This window comes from Nocardia sp. NPDC055002 (genome assembly GCF_053608825.1).
Window position 1 is genome coordinate 225,992 of sequence record NZ_JBSGWE010000007.1, and the last position, 22,272, is coordinate 248,263.

18 protein-coding genes are annotated in these 22,272 nt (G+C 69.2%); 3 read left to right on the forward strand and 15 right to left on the reverse strand.

The window, feature by feature from the left end; translation table 11 throughout:
• Nucleotide 1 precedes the first annotated feature (1 nt).
• Entirely contained in the window at nt 2-2,599 is a 2,598-nt protein-coding gene (locus ACWF99_RS26805) for a LuxR C-terminal-related transcriptional regulator (protein ID WP_378632774.1), read from the reverse strand.
• Between the two features lie 145 nt (nt 2,600-2,744).
• Entirely contained in the window at nt 2,745-2,966 is a 222-nt protein-coding gene (locus ACWF99_RS26810; RefSeq protein WP_378632772.1) for a hypothetical protein, read from the reverse strand.
• 177 nt (nt 2,967-3,143) lie between these two features.
• On the opposite strand from ACWF99_RS26810, the gene ACWF99_RS26815 reads away from it, so the two are divergent.
• Nucleotides 3,144-3,572: a hypothetical protein gene (locus tag ACWF99_RS26815; protein ID WP_378632770.1), complete on the forward strand. Its 429-nt coding sequence runs from the start codon at nt 3,144-3,146 to the stop codon at nt 3,570-3,572.
• 56 nt (nt 3,573-3,628) lie between these two features.
• Here the strand turns inward: ACWF99_RS26815 and ACWF99_RS26820 are convergent, their stop codons facing one another.
• The 6 genes from ACWF99_RS26820 to ACWF99_RS26845 all read right to left on the reverse strand — a co-directional run bounded on the left by ACWF99_RS26820 (nt 3,629) and on the right by ACWF99_RS26845 (nt 11,504).
• A complete protein-coding gene (locus ACWF99_RS26820; RefSeq protein WP_378632767.1) occupies nt 3,629-4,081 on the reverse strand; it encodes a VOC family protein in 453 nt (150 codons plus the stop codon).
• A 79-nt stretch (nt 4,082-4,160) separates the two neighbouring features.
• Complete coding sequence (locus ACWF99_RS26825) at nt 4,161-4,493, reverse strand: TfoX/Sxy family protein (RefSeq protein ID WP_378632765.1); 333 nt, start codon at nt 4,491-4,493, stop codon at nt 4,161-4,163.
• A 35-nt stretch (nt 4,494-4,528) separates the two neighbouring features.
• Nucleotides 4,529-5,494: an alpha/beta hydrolase gene (locus ACWF99_RS26830; RefSeq protein ID WP_378632762.1), complete on the reverse strand. Its 966-nt coding sequence runs from the start codon at nt 5,492-5,494 to the stop codon at nt 4,529-4,531.
• Between the two features lie 56 nt (nt 5,495-5,550).
• Entirely contained in the window at nt 5,551-6,228 is a 678-nt protein-coding gene (locus ACWF99_RS26835) for a DUF6875 domain-containing protein (protein WP_378632759.1), read from the reverse strand.
• Entirely contained in the window at nt 6,225-10,460 is a 4,236-nt protein-coding gene (locus ACWF99_RS26840) for an amino acid adenylation domain-containing protein (RefSeq protein WP_452537701.1), read from the reverse strand. Before ACWF99_RS26840 ends, ACWF99_RS26835 begins: the two co-directional genes overlap by 4 nt.
• Nucleotides 10,461-10,559: 99 nt before the next feature.
• A complete protein-coding gene (locus ACWF99_RS26845) occupies nt 10,560-11,504 on the reverse strand; it encodes an NAD-dependent epimerase (protein WP_452537702.1) in 945 nt (314 codons plus the stop codon).
• 126 nt (nt 11,505-11,630) lie between these two features.
• Between ACWF99_RS26845 and ACWF99_RS26850 the strand changes: the two genes are divergently transcribed.
• Entirely contained in the window at nt 11,631-12,581 is a 951-nt protein-coding gene (locus ACWF99_RS26850) for a GlxA family transcriptional regulator (RefSeq protein ID WP_452537703.1), read from the forward strand.
• On the opposite strand, the gene ACWF99_RS26855 is transcribed toward ACWF99_RS26850, so the two are convergent.
• From ACWF99_RS26855 to ACWF99_RS26885, 7 genes are all read right to left on the reverse strand, one after another.
• Nucleotides 12,565-13,326, reverse strand: a complete 762-nt coding sequence (locus ACWF99_RS26855; RefSeq protein ID WP_452537704.1) for a hypothetical protein — start codon at nt 13,324-13,326, stop codon at nt 12,565-12,567. The two genes, ACWF99_RS26850 and ACWF99_RS26855, sit on opposite strands and share 17 nt — an antisense overlap.
• 77 nt (nt 13,327-13,403) lie before the next feature.
• The gene (locus ACWF99_RS26860) at nt 13,404-14,138 is read right to left on the reverse strand and encodes a sirohydrochlorin chelatase (RefSeq protein ID WP_452537705.1); all 735 of its coding nucleotides are present in this window, start codon (nt 14,136-14,138) and stop codon (nt 13,404-13,406) included.
• A complete protein-coding gene (locus tag ACWF99_RS26865; protein WP_378651976.1) occupies nt 14,135-15,376 on the reverse strand; it encodes a uroporphyrinogen-III synthase in 1,242 nt (413 codons plus the stop codon). The genes ACWF99_RS26860 and ACWF99_RS26865 overlap by 4 nt, the downstream gene beginning before the upstream one ends.
• Entirely contained in the window at nt 15,373-15,753 is a 381-nt protein-coding gene (nirD, locus tag ACWF99_RS26870) for a nitrite reductase small subunit NirD (protein ID WP_101466100.1), read from the reverse strand. Before nirD ends, ACWF99_RS26865 begins: the two co-directional genes overlap by 4 nt.
• A gap of 63 nt (nt 15,754-15,816) precedes the next feature.
• A complete protein-coding gene (gene nirB / locus ACWF99_RS26875; protein WP_378651978.1) occupies nt 15,817-18,366 on the reverse strand; it encodes a nitrite reductase large subunit NirB in 2,550 nt (849 codons plus the stop codon).
• 30 nt (nt 18,367-18,396) lie between these two features.
• Nucleotides 18,397-19,851, reverse strand: coding sequence for a nitrate/nitrite transporter (locus ACWF99_RS26880; RefSeq protein ID WP_378633448.1), 1,455 nt, complete (start codon nt 19,849-19,851; stop codon nt 18,397-18,399).
• Between the two features lie 254 nt (nt 19,852-20,105).
• Nucleotides 20,106-21,254: an MFS transporter gene (locus tag ACWF99_RS26885; RefSeq protein WP_378652419.1), complete on the reverse strand. Its 1,149-nt coding sequence runs from the start codon at nt 21,252-21,254 to the stop codon at nt 20,106-20,108.
• A gap of 335 nt (nt 21,255-21,589) precedes the next feature.
• Here ACWF99_RS26885 and ACWF99_RS26890 point away from each other — a divergent pair, with 335 nt between their 5' ends.
• Entirely contained in the window at nt 21,590-22,261 is a 672-nt protein-coding gene (locus tag ACWF99_RS26890) for a FadR/GntR family transcriptional regulator (RefSeq protein WP_101466098.1), read from the forward strand.
• Nucleotides 22,262-22,272: the final 11 nt, after the last annotated feature.

Genomic DNA, 22,272 nt, shown 5'->3' on the forward strand with positions numbered 1-22,272 from the left:
ATCAGAGCAGACCGAGCACGCGAGCCTGGGCGATCGCTTCGGCGCGCGCGTTCACCGCGAGCTTCTGGTAGATGCCGCGCAGGTGCGTTTTGACGGTGTTCACCGAGACGCCGAGGTCGGTGGCGATATTGCCCGCGGTCATGCCCGAGGGAAGTTGGCGCAGCACCACCAGTTCGGTGTCGGTGAGTTGCGGTGCGCCCGCGGTGGCGCCGCGGTGGGCACGGATACGGTCCACGAGCGCCGCGTACTGGCCGAAGCGCGAGCCGATGCGGGCGAGCAGTTCGGCGGCCTCCGGCACGTCGAGGAACGGGCGCGTCAGCTGTTCGGTCGACGCCTGCGCGAGAGCCTGTTCGCAGGCGTCGTCGACCTTACGGGGACGATCGAGGCGGTCGGCGGCGACCGCGACCAGCAGCCACGCCGCGACCAGCGAGCGCGAGGAACAGCGCGGGGTGGCGAGCAGCGGTTCCAGCACCGTCAGCACGACGGCCGGGCGATGGGCGTAGAGCGCCAGTCCCGCTTCGGCGACAGCCATCTCGGGGGTCCGGCCGAGCACGCGCGTCGCGTGGTCGATCAACTGCTGCGCGTCGGCCCTGGCCTGCACGCGCAGCAGCAGCCACAGCACGTCGGTGACCAGTTCACCGGTGCCGTACAGCGTCGGCGATTCGTCGAGCAGGCGGTGCAGCTGCTTGGCGAGTGCGACCGCGGCGGCCGACCGATCCGCGGCGTCGGCGAACATCAGCACCCCGGTCATGATCGCCACCTGACGCACCGGCGCGGGCACCACGGTCTCATCGGCCGCGACCCAGGGCAGACCCGACGGCGGCCGCTCGAAATCCGCGCCTTGCTGATAGGCGCCATAGGCCGCGAGCACCCTGGCCGGAGCGGCTTCGGCCGAGCCGGCCAGTTCGTAGCGTTCGGCGCAGTCGATCGCCTGGACCGCCAGCGCGCGCAACTCACCGAGCCGGCCCGCCATCCCGGCCGCCCCGGCCGTCGCGGTTCTGGCACGGACCGCGACGCGACCCAGTCCGGCCTGCTCGGAGTGCACGATCGCGTGGCGCACAGACGCCGCGCCGCTGTCGATCTCGCCCCCGTAGATCTCGGCGATGCCGCAGTGCAGTGCGGCGTAGCAGTCGAGGTCGGGCTGGCCGGTCACCGGCGGCAGTGGCCAGCGCATCGAGGACGAATCACCCACCAGGACAGCCACTCCCGCGCTCACAGCGCGGTCGAGAGCGGCCACCCACTCGGCGGGCACCACCGGCGCGACCGATTCGGGGCCCACATGGGCGGCTTCGAGATAGACCTCCGCGGCGGCGATATCGCCCGACTCCACCGCGACGGCCGCGCGCAGCAAGCGAACGAAAGTGTCGTGTTCGGACAGGTTTTCGAGGGCGGCGAGCAGGGCGTGGCCCGTGCCGTCCAGGACCATGCGCAACCCCCAGTCACGCAGGAAGGGCACCAGCCCGGGGGTGCCGGGCTCGGCCAGGACATGCCCGAGCGCGGGCCCCGGCATCGCGGCCGCGGTGAACCAGGCCGCCACCCGGCGATGACAGTCGGGCAGGCGCTCCGGCCTGGTGTACGCGGCCTCGGCGAGCAGATAGGCGCGCAGGAGCGGATGGTAGGTGTGCCAGAGTTCGCCCGCGTGGGCGACGGTGTGCAGCGGGAAGTTCGCGCGCAGCAGTTCGTCGAGGATGCGGGCGGCGTCGCCGCCGACCAGATCCTCGGCCATCGGCAGACAGAATTGCTCGGGAACCGCTGTGGCGAGCAGGAATTCGAGCGTGGGTGCGGGCAGCGCGGCGAGCAGTTCGGCGACCAGGAAGTCGGCGACGGCGTGCGAGGGGCGAGCCAGCGCCGCGAGGGCGGTGTCGCGGTCGGTGCCGCCGGCCGACAGGCAGATCGCCGCGATGCGGACCAGCGCGGCCCAGCCACGGGTCAAATTCTGGACCACGGCGAGTTCGGCGTCGTCGAGTCGGCACCCGTGCTGGGCCAGCAGTTGAGCGACCCGATCCGGCGACAACGCGAGTTCGGGCGCTCCGATCCGGGTGAGCCTGCCCGCCAGATCGAGGGCGTGCCAACGCAGCGGCGGGTCGAATCGGCTCGCGATCACCGCGGTGACCTGGCCGGGCAGGTGTGTGAGCAGGTATTCGAGGCCGGCGAGTTGCAGCGGGTCGGTGAGCAGGTGGGCGTTGTCGATCACCAGCACGGTCGGCTCGACGTCGGCCAGCGCGGCGACGAGGTCCACGGCGCGGTCCATCGGCGTGTGCAGCATCCCGGTCGGGACGAAATCCGGGATCGGCTCGAGTGTTCGGGCGATGTCGGCCAGCAGATCGGATCCGTGCTGTTCGGCGACGGTCGACCACGCGACGCGTGCCGAGCACCGGCGGCGCACCCAGTCGACCAGCACGACGGTCTTCCCGCTGCCCGCGGGCCCGCACAGCAGCACCGTCTGCCCGGCGCCTGCCTGCGCCCGATCCAGGCGGGCGAACGCCTCGTTGCATCGAACCGGGGCGAAGGACAGCTCGGGAAGACCGGCGGGCCGGCCCGCCACAGCTATCACCGAGCCGCCACCGTGAAAGTCCAGAGAACCCGACGACGAAGCCATCTTCACCCTCCTGAACACGCTGTTCACCGCACGGCGGCCGACCTCCGCCGAGATCGACGGTAGGCGAATCAGCGGCTGTACGGTTGCTGGCGAGGGGAAGTGAGGTCGCTCGTTATCAGATCGACGTCGACTCGTCGGCGAATGCTCAGTCGGGCAACTGGGACATACTCAGCAGCGTGAGGCCGAGGGTGTCGATGCGGGCCATCACGCCGCGCATGGCCGTACTGTCGGCGACCAGACCGAACAGGGTGGTGGTTCCGGTGGGCGAATGCGAGCTGGGACGCAGCTCGGGAAAGGCCGCGAGGACACGCTCGGACAGCTCGCCCTCGATGACGAACTGATAGCGCAGCGGCCCGGACGTCGACATTGTTCCAGTGTCGCGGCCGGTCGCCGAGGGCGCCTCATCCGCTCCGGGTGAATTCGCTTGCCACCTGCGACGTCACCGGCCGAAACATTTTTAAACATGGTTATTTCAGTTTCCGGGACGCGGTGGCGCTCCGGTGGCTAATGTCGCGCTCATCATCAGCGCGAACAGGAGAACATCATGAAGATCTACCAGGCGCGGCGTGCCGGTTTCGGACTCACGGCTTTCACCGCGGTGGCCGCGGCCGCCGTGCTGGCAGCACCCCAGGCATCCGCGCTCGTGCAGGGGATCGCGGTGAGCGGCAGCACGCACTACGTGGATACCGCCTACACCGTGACCGCCGATGTCACCGCCACCTCGTTCCTGTTCAAGGTGACCTTCACCGACAACGGCACCCAGATCGGCGAGCCGGTCTCGGTCGCCGACGGCAAGGCCACCATCACCTGGACGCCCAAGACCACCGGCGCGCACGAGATCAAGGCGGTGCAGGAGCTCATCAGCTCGAAGACCGTCACGATCACCGTCGCCCCGAAGCCGACCAACCCCGGCGGTGGCACGAGTACCGGTTCCGCTGATCTGGGTGGGCTGCTGTCGGGCTCGGCCGGCTAGCCCCACCCGCGACGACGGCCGCCGCGAACCTCTCCCCGCGGCGGCCGTTCGCGCGTTCAGGCCTGGTCGTAGGCCTGTTGCAGGGCGGCGATGTCGAGCTTGGACATCGAGCGCAGCGCCGTGCCGACGGCGATGACGCGATCGGTCTCGCCACCCATCAGCTTGGGCAGCACCGCCGGGACGACCTGCCAGGACACCCCGAAGCGGTCGGTGAGCCACCCGCACGGACCGGGCGCGCCGCCGCCACTCGTCAACGCCTCCCAGAGCCGATCGATCTCGTCCTGGGTATCGACGATCACCTGCAGCGAGGCGGCATCACTGTGCGGGTGGCCCGGGCCGCCGTTCATCAGCGTGACGGCCTGGCCGTCGAGGTCGAGGGTGACGATGAAGGCCGAACCGTCGCCCTGGCGGGTGACCTCGACGACGCGCGAGTTCGGGACGGTCGCGGCATAGAGTTCGCCCGCCGCTTCGGCGTCGGCATCGAACCACAGGAATGTGTTGACGGACATGATGTGCTCCTTGGGGTGAGTGGCTTGCTTCACCCACTGGTCGGAGCCGCGCACCGCCCTTCGACACATCCACCGAACTTTATTTTCGCGGCAGGGTCTGCGCGAACCCCACCCCGCGTTCGACCCATTCCCGCAGTGCGGTGTCGTCGTCGACCGTTTCGGGGGCCACGCGCAGCCAGCCGTGCAGCTCGCGTCCGCCCATCACCATCGGCGTGATCGTCGATCCGTCGAGCAGGGCATCGCCTTCGGCCGGGGCGACCCGCACCAGCAGCCCGCCCTTGCCGCTGGCGGCCACGGCCATGTTGCCGCCGATCAGGAAGGCGAGACCGCCGAACATCTTCCGCTCGTCGAGATCGGGCCGTGGGTAGACGATCTCCCGGATCCGCTCGGCGAGTTCCTCGTCGTATGCCATCGGCTCAGTGTGCGCCGAGCCACCGACAAGAAGGCTCAGATGCCGAGGGCGGCGGCGAACATCGGCCAGGAATCGTGGACGTCGTCCTGCCAGTACGGCCAGGCATGGGTGCCCCCGGCGCGGAAGCGGACGTCCGCGGGGATACCGAGCTGGGCCAGGCGTCCCGCGAGTGGGCTCGAGCAGCTGCCGACCACGGCTTCCATGGTGCCGCCGACCAGCAGCCGGTCGAGCAGGACGCCGACGTTGCCCGCGATGCTCGGATCATTGAAGGCCTCGTGCGGGCCGGGAGCGCCGTTGCCCGAGGACAGGTAGATGGCGGTGCCGCGCAGGCGGTCGGCGTGCAGAGTCGGGTCGTTGGCCGCCCACGCCGGGTCGCCGGGGGCGCCCCACATGTTGGTCGCGTCGGCGCCGAACGTGGCCAGCTGGGACCGGACCAGCGTCTCCGCGAGCGGATTACTGGTCTGCGTGCACCCGCTGAAGGCACCGACCGCGCGATACAGGCCGGGCGCCGCGATCGCCAGATTCAAGGCCGAGGTGGCCGACATCGACAGGCCCGCGACGCCGTTGGCGCCGGTCATGCCGAAGCGATCGTTGAGCAGCGGGGGAAGTTCGTCGGTCAGGAAGGTGGACCACTTGTTGCGACCCAGCGCGCCGTCGTCGCGCTGCCAGTCGGTGTACATGCTGGCGCGGCCACCGATCGGGACGATCACGTTCACCGGCTTGTCGGCGAAGAAGTCGACCACATCGGTGCGCCGCATCCACGGCCCGCCGCCCTCGCCACCGTCGACCGCGTTCAGCAGATACAGCGCGGGCGCACCGGACCCGGGATGCGACATCCACAGGGTGATCGGGCGGTTCATCGCCGCGGAGTACACGACCACCTCGAATTGCCGACCGCCGAGCGGGCGAACATCGAGGATCCCCGACTCCGCCGATGCCGCGGGCGAGACGACGATTCCACAGCCGAGCAGGACGAGCAGACAGCACACAAGCCGACGCATGCGACGTAGTGTGCCGCATGACCCCGCTAATGTCCGGCATTGGGCGGTTCGTGTCCCTATTGTGCGTGTTCATCCGGAAAATGCGCGCGCAGCCCGGTGATCGAGGCGGGTCCCGCATCGGGGACGTGCATCCGGTCCGCAATCGTGGCGCGGAGCTTGCGCGGGAGTCCGGGCGCGTGCCGGGCGAGATAGGCCGAGAGCCATTCCGGTTCGCCGACGAGGAACGGGAAATCGGTGTTCATCATCGGACGGATCACCAGCATCGGCAGCGGGGCGTGCAGCGGGCGGTAGTCGCGATTCCACAGGCCCGCCACCGGGCAGCCGGGATAGAACTGGCCGAGCATGGCGCCCGCGCGCACGATGTCACTCTTTCGCGTGGCGTGGGCGGCGTCGATGCGGGTGGTGTCGTCGAGGTCGGGGAAGACGGTCAGAACGGCGGGGGTGTGGTCGAGGGTGCGGTAGAGGTCGAAGGCGTCGTCGACGGCCTCGGTGATCGAGCCGGTGCCGGCCAGTTCGGCGATCCACAGGGTGTGTTGTGCGGCAGCGGGTTTGACGAACGGGCAGACGGGGCCGGGCCGGCCCTGGGTGGGATCCGGTCGCATCAGGGTGTCGGCGAACCACTCCAGCAACGGCGCCGTTCGAGGGTGTTCGGCGGACCAGCGAACGGGGTCGTCGTAGACGCACCACCAGGTGGCAGCGGTGCGCCTGCCGGTCGTCGAGCGCAGGGTGGTCATGGTGTGGCCGTCGCGGTTTCGGCCGCACGCAGGTGACGGTCGAGGATCGGGCCGATGCGGGCGACGACATCGGCGTTGGTGAGCTGGGCGTGGGTGGTGTCGACCGGGTGCTCGACGAGACGACCCGTGACGAAAGGCCGCCAGATCTGGGCGTCGAGGAAGGCGGTCATGCCCTGGGTGGCGCAGAAGTAGAGGAGGTCGCCGTCGAACCGGTCGGGGCGGTAGCCGTGCGAGAGACGAACACCGTCGGCGTAGGCCTCGTGCAGTCGGGTCAGCTGGGCAGCGGTGAGCCCGGATCCGAGTGTTGCTCCGGCGGCGGCCAATTCGGCGGCGGCTTGCTCCGCCGAGAGGTCGGGAAGGGCGTCTGCGTCGTCGGGTTCGTCGCCGAGCAGGTGGGTGAGGAGGTCGCGCATGCGGGGGCGCGGGGGTGGATCCGCGTGCTCGGGGACGACGACACTGTCGAGCATGGCGAGGGTGGCGACGTCACGGCCTTCGGCGCGCAGCCGGACGGCGGTGGCGTGGGCGAGCTGGCCGCCGAGGGACCAGCCGAGGAGGTGGAGGGGGCCCTCGGGTTGCAGGCGGGTGATCTCGGTGGCGTAGGTCCTCGCGAGGAAGTCGACGGTCAGCGCGTCCGGCCGCGATGGTTTCGCGGTCACGTGCTCACCTGATGCGGCCCGGCCCGGCCCCGCGACCGACAAGGTCGGTGCCTGCAATCCGTACACCGGACGGTCCGTGATGTGGCGTGCCAGGCCGGTGTAGCACCAGGCGAGCGGGACGGCGGAGTGCACACAGAACAGAGGGGGGTGGGTCCCGCCGGTGCGCAAGGGCAGCACAGTGGCGAGGGCGTCGGCACCCGGGTCGGCGTCGGTGCGGTAGGTCTCGATGCGGTGGGCGAGGGCGGCGACCGTCGGTGCGGTGTAGAGCCAGCGGACCGTGATCGGGGTGTCCGTCGACTGGGCCAGCTGCGCCGAAACACTCACGCCGGTCAGGGAATTGCCGCCGATCGCGAAGAAGTCGTCGTCGGCGCCGACCGTCTCGAGATCGCAGGCGGTGGCGAAGGTGGTGGCGATCAGGTGCTGGAGCGGGGTTTGTGGCGATCGGTAAGGAGTGGCGGGCTGCGTGGGAAGTGCCGCGCGGTCGAGTTTGCCGTTGGCTGTCAATGGGAGGCGGTCGAGGGTGACCAACGCGGCGGGGACCAGGGCCGCGGGTAGGACAGTGCGGAGACGGGCGAGGGCCGCGGCGGCATCGAATGTGATGCCCGAGGCGAACAGATGCTCCGGCCCGCGGACCAGGACCCAGGCGGTGTCCGATGCGGGAGGATCGTCCGAGCCGCAGGGCAGGGGCGAGGCACTGTCGGACGTGGTGTTCGGCGCGCAGGATTGCCGCGGATCGGGGCGGCCGGAGGTTCGGGTCGGGACGACGTAGCCGATGAGCCGGGCGGCGGGGGTGCCCGCGTCGGCGATGTCGACTGCGGCGTGGGCGATGGCAGGGTCGGTGAGCAGCGCTGCTTCGACCTCGGCCGGTTCGATGCGGCGGCCGCGGACGGCCAGCTGGGAATCGATGCGGCCGAGGAACTCGTAGCCGCCGTCGGCGCGTGGTCCGACGAGATCACCGGTGCGGTAGACACGTCCGCCGCCACCCCGGGGATCTGCCACGAAACGGGCCGCGGTGTTCGCGGGATCGCCGATGTAGCCCTGCGCTACGCACGGCCCACCGAGGTACAGCTCGGCCCGCGCACCGGCGGGGACAGCTCGCAGGCGTGGATCCAGGAGCAGCGCCACCACTTCCGGCAGCGGTGCGCCGATGGTCACGGGCTCCCCCGCTACCAGGGGCTCCGATTGTGTCGCCATCACCGTGGCCTCGGTGGGGCCGTAGCCGTTGTGCAAGCGGACTCGGGCCGCCCAGGTGGCGACCAGTTCCGGCGGGCAGGCCTCGCCGCCGACGACCACCACCGCCAGACTCGGCACGTGGGCGGGGCGCAGTGTCGCCAGCACGGCGGGCGTGGTGAGCAGATGCGTGACGCGATGCTCGGCGATCAGCCCGGTCAGCTCCGCGCCCGCGACCACCGTGGGCGGTTCGATCACCAGGCGCGCGCCTGCGGCGAACGCGGCGAGGAGTTCGAGCAGGTGCGCGTCGAAGGCGGGTGAATGCGCGTGCAGCACTACCGAATCCGGTGTGGTGCGGTAGCGGTCGAGCAGATGGCCGGTCAAGGGAGCGAGGCCGCGATGTGTGACCGCGACGCCTTTGGGCGCCCCGGTTGTCCCCGAGGTATGGATCAGATAGGCCAGGTGCGCGGAGGTCAGCCGGCCGTGACGATCCGCGTCGGTGACGGGGTCCGATCGCTGATCGGCCACGCGGGCCAGGGTTTCCGCGTCATCGAGCATCAGCCAGGTGACCCCGGCTGCATCGCCGGTTCGCCCGGGGCGAGCAGCCCGTGTCGTCAACCCCAGCACCGCACCGGATCCGGCGATGATCCGGGCGACCCGCTCACCCGGATCACCCACATCGATCGGTGTCAGGCAGGCACCGGCCGCCGCGATCGCGCGCACTGCCAGCACCGACTCGAGCGACCTCGGAATCGCGGTCAGTACCGGACTTCCCGGCGTGGCCCCATACGCGATGAGGACCCTGGCCCACCGCGCCGCCGACTCGCCGAGCTCCCGATAGGTCATCGACCGGCCACCGTCCACCACGGCGACGCTGTCGGTCCCATCGAACCCGCTGAACAGTTCGCTCAACGTCGAAGTCGTCGCCGCACCGGTGTCCGTCCGTGAACAACTCGGCACCGATTTCGCAGCAGGGCGCAGCTCCGGTCGTCCTGCGATGTCACCGGCATCGTCGCGCTCACCGGGTTCCACGCCCGCGTCCTCGGCGGAGAATCGCGAGCGCGGCGTGCTGAATTCGGCAGTCAGGTCGCGAATCCGCCGGGTGGGCTCGGCGGCGAGGAACGTAGCGAACCAGTCGAGGAACAGGCGGTGGTACCAGGACAGGGTGGCGGCGTCGTAGCGGGCCGGGTTGGCTTGGAAGTCGATCGTCGCGGCGGTGTCGTCGGGACCGAGTTGATAGCCGTTGACGAGGAGATCTTCGACAGGGCCGAGGCTCAGCAGGTGGGCCCGGCCGGTAGCCGCCCCGAGGGTCAGCGGAGCGGTGAAGCCGAGGAGGTTGATCACCGGACCGAATCCGCCTCGGGCCAAGTGGGTTTCGCCACGGTCGCGCTGGATGTCCTCGTAGCGGTAGCACTGGTGACGCAGGGCGCCGATCACCCGCAGCCGCACCTGATGGATCAGCTCTTCGACTGTTGCCGAGCCGAGGTCGCGCAGCCGCAAGGGCACGACATTGGAGACCGATCCGGCCGAGCGTCGCAGGGCGGCGGTGGGCCGAGCGGCCACCGGCAGCGAGAGAACGACCTGGTCGGAGCCCGACATTCCGGCAAGGAACGCGGCGAAGGCGGCGGCGGTCAGCTCCGGAAAGCTTGCCGCGTAACGCCGGCGCGCGGCGGCCAGCAGATTCGCGGTGCGCTCGTCGAGGCAGGCCGACACCCGGTGCGGACAGGCCGACGCGGGCGCGGCGACACCGGCCACCCCGATCGGATCCGGCAGCCCAGCAGTCTCTTTCGCCCAGAAAGCCCGATCCGCCACCGCGCGCGAGGAATGCCGATAGACCCGATCCGCCTCGACCAGGTCCTCGATCGACAACAGCTGCGGGTGATCGAGACTGCTTCCCTCCGCATAGTTTTCGGCGGCCAGCCGCAGCAGCGCCACCGCACCGACACCGTCGAGCACCAGATGATGACTGCGCAGGTAGAGCAGGCACCGCTCGGGTGCGACGCGGTACAACGTCGCGACAGTGATCGCGTCCGCACACAGGTCCAACCGACCCCGGCGATCCGCCTCCATCCGCGACAGCGCTTCGGCTACCGCTGCACCATGATCCGTACCGCCGCCCGGCGGAACCTCGGCAGCACCGGTGAGATCGACCTCGGTGAGTTCGCCGAAGACGGCCGGGTCGAGGTATTGGTGTGGTGTGCCGTCGACGAGCCGCAGGCGCACGAGCGGTGACTGCAGTCGCACCGCCGCCGCGCGGATCGCGGTGCGCAGGCGCGCGATGTCCAGTGGCCCACGCAGATCCAGATACAGGGCGATCGTGGCGGGCACGCCGGGCGCGAGCTGATGAGCTACCCACCAGCGTAATTGTCCGGGAGACAAGGGAATCGGCACAGCTTCGGCCGCCATCACGGCATCTACCGCGCCGATACCATCCTCGCCTTGCCGCACCGGGCCTCCCGGGATTCGGAGCAACCGTTGACTGGTTACCCGGCAAACCTACGGCATCTACCCCGCGTCGGGCACCGATAGCCGCGCGGCCGCGTCGGCAGCGACCACCTCGGCGAGCACCTCGTCCAGCTTCGACGCGGTGATACCGAAGGTGGCACGCACCGCCGAATCGTCGACGACGAACTCGCGATGGGACATGTGTTTCGTCTCGAACAATTCGGTCCAGAACGGGTCCTGCTGGGCGAATTCGGTGATCTCCTCGTCGGTGAGCACCGCGAGTTCGGGCGTCGCGACGTCGGCCAGCTCGGCGAGCCGGTTCGCGATCGCGCGCACGGTCGTGGTGATCACCGGGGCATGCCAGGCCCTCCCCCACGACCGGTCGTCGCGCGCGACCGCCACCAGCGCGGCCGCGGCATCACCGGTCGCGGTGTACGAGTGCGGGAGGTCGAGTTCCTGCGGAACCTTGACCGGGGTGTTCGACAGGACCGCGGCCTGGACGAACAGGGTGAAGACCGAGACAGCGGCCGCGCCGAGGAATTGCCCCGCGCGCACTTCGGTGACGCGCAGCCGGCCTGCCTCGTGCACGGCGAGCGCATCGGCCCACATCCTGGCCCTGACCGCGCCCTTGCTGCCGGTCGCGGCGAGCGGGGTACGTTCGGACACGACACCATCGACCGGGCCGTAGCCGTACAGGTTCCCCAGCATGACCAGGTCGGCGCCAGCGGTTTCGGTGGCCGACAGGATCGAGCCGAACAGGGGCGGAACCGTTTCCGGCCAGGTGTGATACGCGGGCATCGCCATGTTGAAGACGGTGCTCGCACCGGTCGCGATCTCGATCAGAGCGGTGGTGTCGAGGGCGTCGAGGGCGATCAATTCCACGTCGGGATGGGTGGGGCCGAGCCCGGTCCGGCTCACCATCCGTACCCGATCCCCGGCTTCGACCAGCGACAACGCGGTGGCGGTAGCGGTGCCGCCACGGCCGATCACAACATGCGTGGACATGTGAATTCCCTTTCACAACAACATCTTTCGATGCGAGCAATGTGGTTGTGCCCGCGCCTTCCACGATGCCGTTCGCGAGACGGCTAAACTAGTGGCCGCACTGCCAGCTATCCCAAGGATCAGGCCATGAAGACCATTGCCGTGGTTGCTGTCCCACCGGTGAAGTCCTTCGATCTGTCGATGCCGGAAACGCTGATGGGCTCGATCACGGTCGGCGGCGAGCCCGGTTATCGCGTGGTGGTCTGCACCGCCGTGCCAGGGGCCCTGCCCTCGATGACGCCCGGTGGGTTCGATGTCGTGATCCGGCACGGGCTCGAGGTACTCGACACCGCCGACGCGGTGATCGTGCCGAGCACCGGCAGCCGCGCCGACGCGGATCCGGTGACGCTGAAGGCGCTGCGCGCGGCCGTCGACCGGGGCATCCTGGTCACCTCGATCTGCAGCGGCGCGTTCGTGCTCGCCCAAGCCGGACTGCTCGACGGGCGCACCGCGACCACGCACTGGGCACTGGCCGAGGAACTGGCCCGCGACCATCCGCTCGTCCAGGTGCGCAGCGACGCACTGTTCATCGAGGACGGACCGGTGACCACCGCGGCGGGCGCGGCAGCCGGAATCGACCTGTGCCTGCACCTGATTCGCGCCGACTACGGCGCCACCGTGGCGAACGCCGCCGCGCGGGCCGCGGTGGTGACGCCCGTGCGGCCCGGCGGACAGGCCCAGTTCGTCGACACACCACTACCCGCCGACGACGACCTGTCCCTCTCCGCCACCCGGACGTGGGCGCTACAACGCCTCGACACCCCCGTGTCCCTGCGCGACCTGGCCGAACACGCGCGAATCAGCGTGCGCACCCTGAGTCGCCGATTCCACGAGGAGACCGGCCTCAGCCCACAGAAATGGTTGCTGAGCCAGCGCATCCACCGCGCCAGGGAACTCCTGGAATCGACCACCCTGCCGATCGAACAGGTCGCGCGGCACAGCGGCATCGGGTCGGCCGAGTCGTTGCGCCAGCACATGGTTCGCCAGGTCGGCGTCTCCCCGAGTACCTACCGCGCGAATTTCAGTACGGCGCGATAGGCGGATAACCGGGGTAGGGCTGGTAGCCCTGCGGCGCCCGAGCCGCGAAGAAGGGCGAAGACGTCCGGTTCCACAGCAGGATCACCGCGGCGAGCCCGATCGCCAGGGTGACCGTGCTGAACACCAGCGCGATCCCCGCCGTCGAGGTGACGAACGCCGTCACCGTGCCTGCGGCATAGAGCAGCGCGTTGATCCCGAACAAGACCGTCCCCGTGATCCGGCCCCAGTTCTTTCCCGCCCGGCAGACGAACGCCATCCACACCCACAGCCCCACCGTCACCAGCGAACTCAGGAGGGCGCCGCCGACGCTCGCGTACACCAGAAGATCGAGTTCGTCTCCCCGCAACACCCCACCCGACGCGTCGAGCGCAGCACTGCGCGTCTCGTCGAGCACGGTGAGCGAGTAGGCCATGCTGAGCAGCGTGACCACCGCGCCCGCCAGCATCACGTAGAACGCGATCTGCACACTCTGCGGAACGACCCGAGGCCCGGCGTCCACCGGCGCACTACCCCCGGGATACGGAGCACCCGGCCCATAGGGCGGCGGCGGGGCGTAGGGCGGCGGCGATCCCACCGCACCCGGCACCGGGCCGTACGGCGGTTGCGGGACGGCCTGGCTCGGCGGTTGCGGATAGGCGCCGGGAACCGGTGGATTCGCGGTCCCCCGCGCCGCCGACTCGTCCGGGTACGACGTCAGCCCGTCATCCTGCGATGAATAGCCCTGACCTGCGGACGGATCTGACATCGAGCGGTGCCCCCTTGTTGTGAAGTCGGCCCAACTCTAGTCGCAGCCGCCCGCACCGGCTGCCTGTGCGATCGGCGTCAGCGAACGCCGACCAGCTCCCTGGCCGCGCTGCGATACCGATCGACGATCAACCGGACAACCCCGGGATGCACACCGATCGGCTCGGCCACCCCATCGGCACCGGCATCGTGCAACCGCTGATGAAACAGCCCGTGCGCCAGCAGATACGAAGCGATGAACACCCGTTGCGCACCCGATTCACGCAGCGAGGCAACGACTTCGGGCACACGCGGCGTACCGGTCGCCACATACGCGATCTTCACCGGCGCGCCCAGCTGCTCGGCCAGCATCCCCGCGGCCCGCCGAACATCCTGGCGCGCACGCGAATCCGAAGAACCCGCGGCCGCGAACACCACCGCGTCACCGGGCTTCCACCCGGCCGCCCGCAACCGCACCGCCATGATCCGGGTCAGCGCCGGATCCGGTCCCATCGCCTCGGTCACAGCCACCGCGCCGTGCCCGCTCTCGGCGACCTCACGCGGAACGTCCTGGTACACGTGATAACCGGAAGCGAGGAACGCCGGAACAACGACAGCGGGCCCATCGAGATCCCGCAGCACCTCCGACGGCGAGGGACCGAGCACGTCGACGAACGCGGTCCGCAGCGCGGTATTCGGCGCCGAGGACACCGCGACGCCGAGTTCGGCGGCCACCGCGTCGGCCAGCGCGGCGATCATCTCCACCCCGCGCGCACTGCGAGTCCCGTGCGCGACCAGCACCAGAGCCGGATCACCCGGCTGTCCGGCGCTCACCACACCCCGATCGCTTGGGCGGGCCGGGGCGAGCGGGCAGGTGTTCCGATCCCCGCGGCGTGCGGTGCCTGAACAGCCGCCCGCACGGGCGTATCGGAGCAGTCGGCCGCGTCCAGCGCCAGCCGGTACCCGCGCTTCACCACGGTCTGGATCGCCTTGGGAGTGCCGAGGCCGGCCCGCAGTCGCGCGATCGCGGTCTCCACCGCATGGGTGTCGTCACCGCCACCCGGCAACGCGGCCAGCAGGTCTTCGCGCGACACCACCCGACCGGGCTGACGAGCCAGCGATCGCATCAACGCCATCGGAGCGGGCGCCAGCTGGCGCACCTCACCGTCGACGACAACACATCCACCACGCACGCTGATCAGATGACCGGCGGCGTAGATGCGGCTGGCGCGACGCGGAAGTTCTTCTGCCACATGGCGAGCCAGCGCGCCCAACCGGGCACGACCCGGCATCGTCGTCGGCACGCCGAGTTCTTCCAGCGGGGCCGCGGTGATCGGCCCGACACAGGCGGCGAGCACCCGGCCGCGGAACGCGTGCAGCACCGACTCGAGCAGTCCGGTTTCCTTGGCGCGCATCAGCAGTGACGCCACGGCGGGCGCGCTGGTGAAGGTGACGCAGTCCAGGCTGCCGGATATGATCGATTCGATCATGTTGTCCATCGGCCCACGATCGGCCGGCGGCTCCCAGCGGTACACCGGGACCGGGACCACGTCGGCGCCCGCGCAGCGCAGCACCTCACAGAAGTCGGGAACCGGCTCCCATTCGGTGGTCGCGCCGTGCAGCTGCACCGCGATGCGGACGCCTTCGACGCCCTCGGCGAGCAGATGGTCGAGCACCTCGGCCGAGGACTCCGAGGCAGGCGACCATTCCTCACGCAGTTCGGCGGCGCGAATCGCGCCCTTGGCCTTGGGGCCGCGGGCCAGCATCCGGGTGGAGGCGAGAGTGTCGCGCAGGACCTCGGCCAGGCCCCAGCCCTCCGCCGCTTCCATCCAGCCGCGGAAGCCGATGCCGGTGGTGGCGACGGTGATCTGCGGCGGATCGGCGATCAGCAGTTCGGTGACCCGTTCGAGCTCGGTGTCATCGGCCAGCGGGATGATGCGGATGGCGGGGGCGGACACCACGCTCGCGCCCTTGCGGGTGAGCAGGGTGCTGAATTCCTCGGCGCGGCGAGCCGCGGTGACGCCGATGGTGAAGCCGGCAAGGCAAGGGCCACTGTCGGTGGGAGAGGTCATGGGGTCTGCACCGGCTCGTTGGAGACCGCGACGACGCCGCCGTCGAGTTGGACGGCGTACACCGGCAGTGACTGGGACTCGTCGTCGAGACAACGGCCGTCGATCAGCGAGAAGGCCTGCTTGAGCAGCGGCGACGCGACGACGGGAACACCGCCGCGATCACCGATGATGCCGCGTGACATCACCGCGGCCCGGCCGAACGGATCGATGTTGCCGACGGCGGCGAGCGTGCCGTCGGTGAGTAGGAACAGAGCCGCCTGACGGCCACCCTTCAGCAGGACAGCCACGCCGCGCCCCGGGATCAGGAAATCGAGCCGGCAAGCCTGGGTCCAGGTCACGGTCTCAGTGGTGATGGTGGGTGTGTCGATAACGGTCATCGGTTCCTCCTCCGAACGCCTTACCTATTGGTACAGGCGCCCTGTTTCCGCAGCGTTAAGGGCTTATTTCCCGGCCGGTGCTGTGTCCGAAGCAACACCGACGGGCATGCCGGGAAGACCGAGGAGCACTGGTACCTTGCGTTCTCCGCTGTCGTCGAACGAAATTGTCGGGTCGGCTTCGTCAGGGGCATTGACGAAGGAGACGAAGCGCGAGAGCTTGTTCTCGTCCTCGAGCACGGCGGCCCACTCGTCCTTGTAGCCCTCGACGTGCTTGGCCATGGCGGCCTCGAGGTCACCGGCGATGCCGAGGCTGTCGTCACAGACGACGGCCTTGAGGTAGTCGAAGCCACCCTCGAGGGCCTCCTGCCACGGCGCGGTGCGCTGCAGGCGGTCGGCGGTGCGGATGTAGAACATCAGGTAGCGGTCGATGTAGCTGATCAGGGTCTCGTCGTCGAGGTCACCGGCCAGCAGCACCGCGTGCTTGGGGGTCAGACCGCCGTTACCGCCGACGTAGAGGTTCCAGCCGTGCTCGGTCGCGATCACGCCGACGTCCTTGCCACGGGCCTCGGCGCACTCACGCGCGCAACCCGAGACGGCCAGCTTGATCTTGTGCGGCGAGCGAAGGCCGCGGTAGCGCTTCTCCAGCAGCACGGCCATGCCGACCGAGTCCTGCTGGCCGTAGCGGCACCAGGTGGAACCGACGCAGCTCTTCACGGTGCGCAGCGACTTGCCGTAGGCGTGGCCGGACTCCATGCCGACGTCGACCAGACGCTTCCAGATCAGCGGCAGCTGCTCCACGCGGGCGCCGAACAGGTCGATGCGCTGACCACCGGTGACCTTGACGTAGAGGCCGAACTCCTTGGCCACCTCGCCGATCACGATCAGCTGGTCGGCGGTCACCTCGCCACCGGGCATCCGGGGGACGACCGAGTAGGTGCCGTTCTTCTGCAGGTTGGCCAGGAAGTGGTCGTTGGTGTCCTGCAGCGCGGCCTGCTCGCCCTCGAGGATGTGCTCGCTCGAGGTCGACGCGAGGATCGAGGCCACGGTCGGCTTGCAGATATCGCAGCCCGAGCCCTTGCCGTGCTTGGCGATCAGCTCGGAGAAGGTGCGGATGCCGGTGACGGCGACCACGTCGTACAGCTCGGCACGCGACTGGGTGAAGTGCTCACACAGCGACTTCGACAGCGCCACGCCGGACTGCTCGAGCAGCTTCTTGATCATCGGCACACAGCCACCGCAGGAGGTACCCGCGTTGGTGCAGCTCTTGACGGCCGGGATGTCGCAGGCGCCCTCGGCGATCGCGCCGCAGATGGCGCCCTTGCTGACGTTGTTGCAGGAGCAGATCTGGGCGTCGTCGGGCAGCGCGTCGGCACCGAGTTCGGCGCCGGCCGGGGAGATCAGCGCGGCGGCGTCGGCGGGCAGCGGGCGCCCGACCAGCGGGCGCAAGGCCGCGTACTGGCTGGCGTCGCCGACCAGGATGCCGCCCAGCAGGGTCTGGGCGTCGTCGGAGACGACCAGCTTGGCGTAGGTGCCCTTGGCCGCGTCGTGCAGCACGACCTCGAGGGCGCCCTCGGTGGTGCCGTGCGCGTCACCGAAGGACGCCACGTCGACGCCCATCAGCTTCAGCTTGGTGGACATATCGGCGCCGGGGAACTCGCCCGCCCCGCCCAGCAGGCGGTCGGCGACGATCTCGGCGGTGGTGTAACCGGGAGCGACCAGGCCGTAGCAGACGCCCTCGATCGCGGCGCACTCACCGATCGCGTAGACGCTCGGGTCGGAGGTCTGCAGGGTGAGGTCGGTGAGGATGCCGCCGCGGGCGCCGATCTCCAGGCCGGAGGCCTTGGCGAGGGCGTCCTGCGGGCGGACACCGGCGGAGAACACCACCAGCGAGGCCTTGATCTCGGCCTCGTCGGACAGGTGCACGGTGACCTTGTCGGCGCCCTCCTCCTCGATCGAGACGATCTTGGCGGTGCCGACACCGGTGTGCACGTTGAGGCCGATATCGGTGACGAGCTTCTCCAGGATCGCGCCACCACCGGCGTCGACCTGGGCGGGCATCAGGCGACCGTTGTACTCGATCACGTGCGGGGTCATGCCGAGCAGGCGCAGCGCGTTGGCGGCTTCCAGGCCGAGCAGACCGCCGCCGACGACCACACCGTGCGCGCCGGGACCGGCCGCTTCGGCGGCGGCGCGGATGCCGTCGAGATCGTCGATGGTGCGGTAGACGAAGCACTCGGGCAGATCGTGGCCGGGGACCGGCGGCACGAACGGGTAGGAACCGGTCGCCATGACCAGGGCGTCGTAGGCGATGACGTCGCCGCTGGTGCTGGTGACGGTCTTGGCCTCGAGGTCGATGGACTCGCCGCGCTGGCCCAGCCGCAGGTCGACCAGCTCGTCACCGTCGTACATGTTGCCGGGCAGCGCCAGGTCGTCGGCGTTCCAGTTGCCGACGTAGTAGGACAGGCCGACGCGGTCGTACGCGGGCAGCTTCTCCTCCGACAGGATGATGACCTGCCACTGGCCTGCCTCGTCGCGCGAGCGAAGGGCTTCGACGAAACGGTGTCCGACCATGCCGTGGCCGACCACGACCGCTGTTTTGCGAGTGCTGTTCATGAGAGTGACCTCCTTGGTAGTGGTCGGTTGTCAGCGAGCCGACGAATTGGCCGACGAAGCGTTGGTTTCGGCCTCGAGGACCATGTGCTCGGCCTCGACCACCACTGCGGAGTCGGAGGTGAGACGGGGACGGCGCAGGAAGACCGTCCAGGTAACGGCGGCGCAGACCACGTAGAAGGCGAGGAACACCCAGAACGCGGAGGTGGCCGAAGCGGTGCTGGCGTAGGAGCTGCGCAGCACCATGTTGATGCCGACGCCGCCGAGCGCGCCGATGGCGCCGACGAAGCCGATCAGCGCACCGGAGGTGTTCTGCGACCAGGCCGCCTGCTCGACCCGCGAGATCGGCAGGCTCTTGGACTTGGCCTCGAACACCGACGGGATGATCTTGGTGACGGCACCGTTGCCGAAACCGGACAGGACGAACAGGGCGATGAAGCCCGCGACCAGCAGCGTCATGGTGGCACCGGTCGCGATGCCCTTGTTGCCGTCGGCCATCGTCGACGCGGTGATCACCAGCAGCGCGGCGGCCATCATGGCGCCGAAGGTGGCGATGGTGACCTTGCTACCGCCGATGCGGTCGGCCATCTTGCCGCCGTAGGGGCGGGCCAGCGAACCGAGCAGCGGGCCGATGAAGGCGATCGACGCGGCGTGGACGGCGGCCTGGGCGGCGGTGTCGCCACCGGCCTTGAAGCTGATCTGCAGGATCTGGGCGAAAGCGAAGCTGTAGCCGATGAACGAGCCGAACGTGCCGATGTAGAGGAAGGCGATCGCCCAGGACTGCGGTACCCGCAGGGCCTTGACCATGTAGGACATGTCGGCCTTCTGGTTGGTCAGGTTGTCCATGTAGACGGCGGCGCCGACGGCGGTGACACCGACCAGGACCAGGTAGACCGCGCAGATCACCGAGGCGTAGTCGCCACCGAGGGTGACCAGCACCAGCAGGCCCAGCAGCTGGATCACCGGGACGCCGATGTTGCCGCCGCCGGCGTTCATGCCCAGCGCCCAGCCCTTGAGCCGCTGCGGGTAGAAGGCGTTGATGTTGGTCATCGACGACGCGAAGTTGCCGCCACCGAAGCCGGCGAACGCGGCCACGACCAGGAACGTGGTGTAGGAAGTGCCGGGCTGGTTGACGAAGTACAGCGTCAGCAGCAGCGGGATGAGCAGCAGGAACGCGGAGAAGATCGTCCAGTTGCGACCGCCGAAGCGGGCGGTGGCGACGGTGTAGGGGATGCGGAGGAACGCGCCGACCAGGGTGGGCATGGCGACCAGGAAGAACTTGCCCGCCGCGTCGATGCCGTACTTGTCGGTGGGCATGAACAGCACCATCACCGACCAGATCGACCACACCGAGAATCCGATGTGCTCGGCGATCACCGACCAGATCAGATTGCGCTTGGCGACGTCCTTGCCACCGGCTTCCCAGGCCGCGACGTCCTCGGCATCCCAGTTGTCGATGTCGTGGTTCCGCTTCAGCGTGCTCAAGATTGGGCCTCCCAAAAGTGCGATGGCCCAACGGTAGGAAATGGGTATTGCCGAAATGCTGCGGGAAATGTCGCTTGAATCAACGGTTTCTCACCTTCCCCCGATCAGGGAGGTGAGATCAGCCCTTTTGTTTCCGGCATGTGTCGCAACGATTTCCGCGCGTAAGGAAGCAGCAAGAAATCATCGGAAACGCCCGTGAGGGTGTGATCTACACAGCATTACTCCGAACGCACCGGTTCGCAACTCGAACGGTGAGATCAATTCCAGCTGTCTTCGAGCATGCGCGGCTTGCAGGCTTGCCAGGCGCCCGCGAGGAGCACACCGAGGGCGACGAACAGCATGGCGAACGGGACGAGCCAGCCGCCGGTCCAGGTGTGCAGCATGCCGAACAGCAGCGGGCCCGTGCAGGCGATCGCGTACCCGACGCCCTGGGTGAAGCCGGACAGTGCCGCCGAGCCATGGGGGGTGCGGGTGCGCAGGTTGATCAGCGTCAGCGCCATCGGGAAGGTGGACGGGCCCAGACCCAGCAGCACAACCCACAGCAGGGGTGCCTGCATCGGCGCCACCAGCAGGCCGATGAAAGCGGTCGCGAACAGCACCATGCAGCCGACGACGACGGGGAACGGGTTGCGCATCCGCGAGACCACGGTGGGCGCGCCCAGCGCCGGGATCAGCCCGATCAGCGCGAACAAGCCGACCATGCTGCCGCCGAAACCGGCGCTCGCGCCCGCGTCGGACAGGATCTTGGGCAGCCAGGCGAACATGGCGTAGGTGGTCAGCGAGGTCATGCCGAACATGCCCGCCATCCCCCACGCCACCGGCGAACGCCAGACTCTGCCGGTCTCGGGTGCCTCGGCGGGTAGCGCGGTGGTGTCAACGGTGTCGCGACCACGCCGATCGCGCAGCACGACGAACCACGGGATCGCGGCGGCGAAACCGACCAGCGCCCACACCCCCATCGAGATCCGCCAGCCGTGCGCCTGCGCCACCGGCACGGCGATGAACGCCGGAATGACGGTACTGAGCTGCACCATCACGATGTAGAGCGAGCTGATCGCGGCCAGATGATCGCCGAAATACCGCTTCACCAGCGGCGGAATCACCACATTGCCGATGCCCATGCCGAGCAGCGCCACCCCGGAGAACGCCAGCAGTCCACCGGTACCGGTGGAGAACACCCGCACCAGCGACCCGGCGCCGGCCAGCAGCATCGCGACGAACACGGTTCGCTCCAGCCCGAACCGGCGCACGAACAGCGGCGCGATGAGCCCGGCGAGACCGAACATCGCGGTCGGCAACATGCCGAACACCCCGACGATCCCCGTCCCGTACCCGACCTCGGCGCCGATCGTCTCGGCAAGCGGACTGAATGCGGTGACGGCGGCGCGCAAGGTGAGCGCCGACATGATGATGGCCGCCAGAACGAGCAGCCGACCTTCGATCAGCGACCGCTGGGTGATCTCGGAAGGCGGGTCGACGTGACCGCGCCGGTCGTCCTCGAGGGTCGACCCGGCGCCGGAAGCTGGCTGGAAATCACGGAGCGGCGGCACCCGGAAATCATAGGATGACCCGATGACTACTGCCAAGCGACTGTGAGCGATCTCCCGCGAGAACACGGGTAAATCACCGGGAACGGACTACCGCACAACCGACCTCTCGTCGGCCGCCGACCCAGGTCACCCCGTGCACAAGTCCGGCCTGAAGTCCCGGAGAGGCGGAACAGCCCAGTAACCTTGCTGACGTGCAACCCGTCCGGCGTACCAGCCTCATCGCCCAGGTCACCGAGCAGCTTCGGGCCGAGATCCGTTCCGGCCGTTGGCCAGTGGGCCAACGGATCCCCACCGAACCAGAGCTCACCGAGCTCACCGGGACCGGCCGCAACACCGTGCGCGAAGCCGTCCAGGCGCTCGTGCACGCGGGCATGCTCGAACGCCGTCAGGGCTCGGGCACCTATGTGATCGCCACCTCCGAGGTCGGCGGCACCCTGGGCAAGTACTTCGCCGACGCGCACGAACGCGACATCCTCGAACTGCGCCAAGCTCTCGACACCACCGCGGCGGGCCTGGCCGCGCGCCGCCGCGACGACGCCGATATCGCCACCCTCCAGCGCTTGCTCGCCGAACGCAGCAACCGGAATTGGGCCGAGGCCGACCCGGTGGCCATCGCCGCCGACGTCGAATTGCACCGCGCGATCGTCGTCGCCAGCCACAACGCGGTATATCTGGAGTTCTACGATTCGCTGCTGCCGATCATCGAGCAGGTGATCCACGCGCGGACCGCGAAATCCGACGACGCGTACGACACCGAGCACGCCGAGCTGGTCCAGGCCGTCATCGACGGTGACGCCGAGCGGGCCGTGCAGGCGGCCAACTGCTTCCTCGGCTCGCTCATCGCCGAATATCCGGACCGCTGAGCAGCGCGGAG

Excerpts from the sequence above, each read along its gene's own strand:
- nirD (WP_101466100.1), bottom strand. The coding sequence starts at position 15,753 with ATGACCGTTATCGACACACCCACCATCACCACTGAGACCGTGACCTGG.
- nirB (WP_378651978.1), bottom strand. The coding sequence starts at position 18,366 with ATGAACAGCACTCGCAAAACAGCGGTCGTGGTCGGCCACGGCATGGTC.
- ACWF99_RS26820 (WP_378632767.1), bottom strand. The coding sequence starts at position 4,081 with ATGTCCGTCAACACATTCCTGTGGTTCGATGCCGACGCCGAAGCGGCG.
- ACWF99_RS26865 (WP_378651976.1), bottom strand. The coding sequence starts at position 15,376 with ATGACCTCTCCCACCGACAGTGGCCCTTGCCTTGCCGGCTTCACCATC.
- ACWF99_RS26845 (WP_452537702.1), bottom strand. The coding sequence starts at position 11,504 with ATGTCCACGCATGTTGTGATCGGCCGTGGCGGCACCGCTACCGCCACC.
- ACWF99_RS26815 (WP_378632770.1), top strand. The coding sequence starts at position 3,144 with ATGAAGATCTACCAGGCGCGGCGTGCCGGTTTCGGACTCACGGCTTTC.
- ACWF99_RS26850 (WP_452537703.1), top strand. The coding sequence starts at position 11,631 with ATGAAGACCATTGCCGTGGTTGCTGTCCCACCGGTGAAGTCCTTCGAT.
- ACWF99_RS26830 (WP_378632762.1), bottom strand. The coding sequence starts at position 5,494 with ATGCGTCGGCTTGTGTGCTGTCTGCTCGTCCTGCTCGGCTGTGGAATC.
- ACWF99_RS26805 (WP_378632774.1), bottom strand. The coding sequence starts at position 2,599 with ATGGCTTCGTCGTCGGGTTCTCTGGACTTTCACGGTGGCGGCTCGGTG.
- ACWF99_RS26885 (WP_378652419.1), bottom strand. The coding sequence starts at position 21,254 with ATGTCGGCGCTCACCTTGCGCGCCGCCGTCACCGCATTCAGTCCGCTT.
- ACWF99_RS26810 (WP_378632772.1), bottom strand. The coding sequence starts at position 2,966 with ATGTCGACGTCCGGGCCGCTGCGCTATCAGTTCGTCATCGAGGGCGAG.
- ACWF99_RS26835 (WP_378632759.1), bottom strand. The coding sequence starts at position 6,228 with ATGACCACCCTGCGCTCGACGACCGGCAGGCGCACCGCTGCCACCTGG.
- ACWF99_RS26855 (WP_452537704.1), bottom strand. The coding sequence starts at position 13,326 with ATGTCAGATCCGTCCGCAGGTCAGGGCTATTCATCGCAGGATGACGGG.
- ACWF99_RS26840 (WP_452537701.1), bottom strand. The coding sequence starts at position 10,460 with ATGGCGGCCGAAGCTGTGCCGATTCCCTTGTCTCCCGGACAATTACGC.
- ACWF99_RS26825 (WP_378632765.1), bottom strand. The coding sequence starts at position 4,493 with ATGGCATACGACGAGGAACTCGCCGAGCGGATCCGGGAGATCGTCTAC.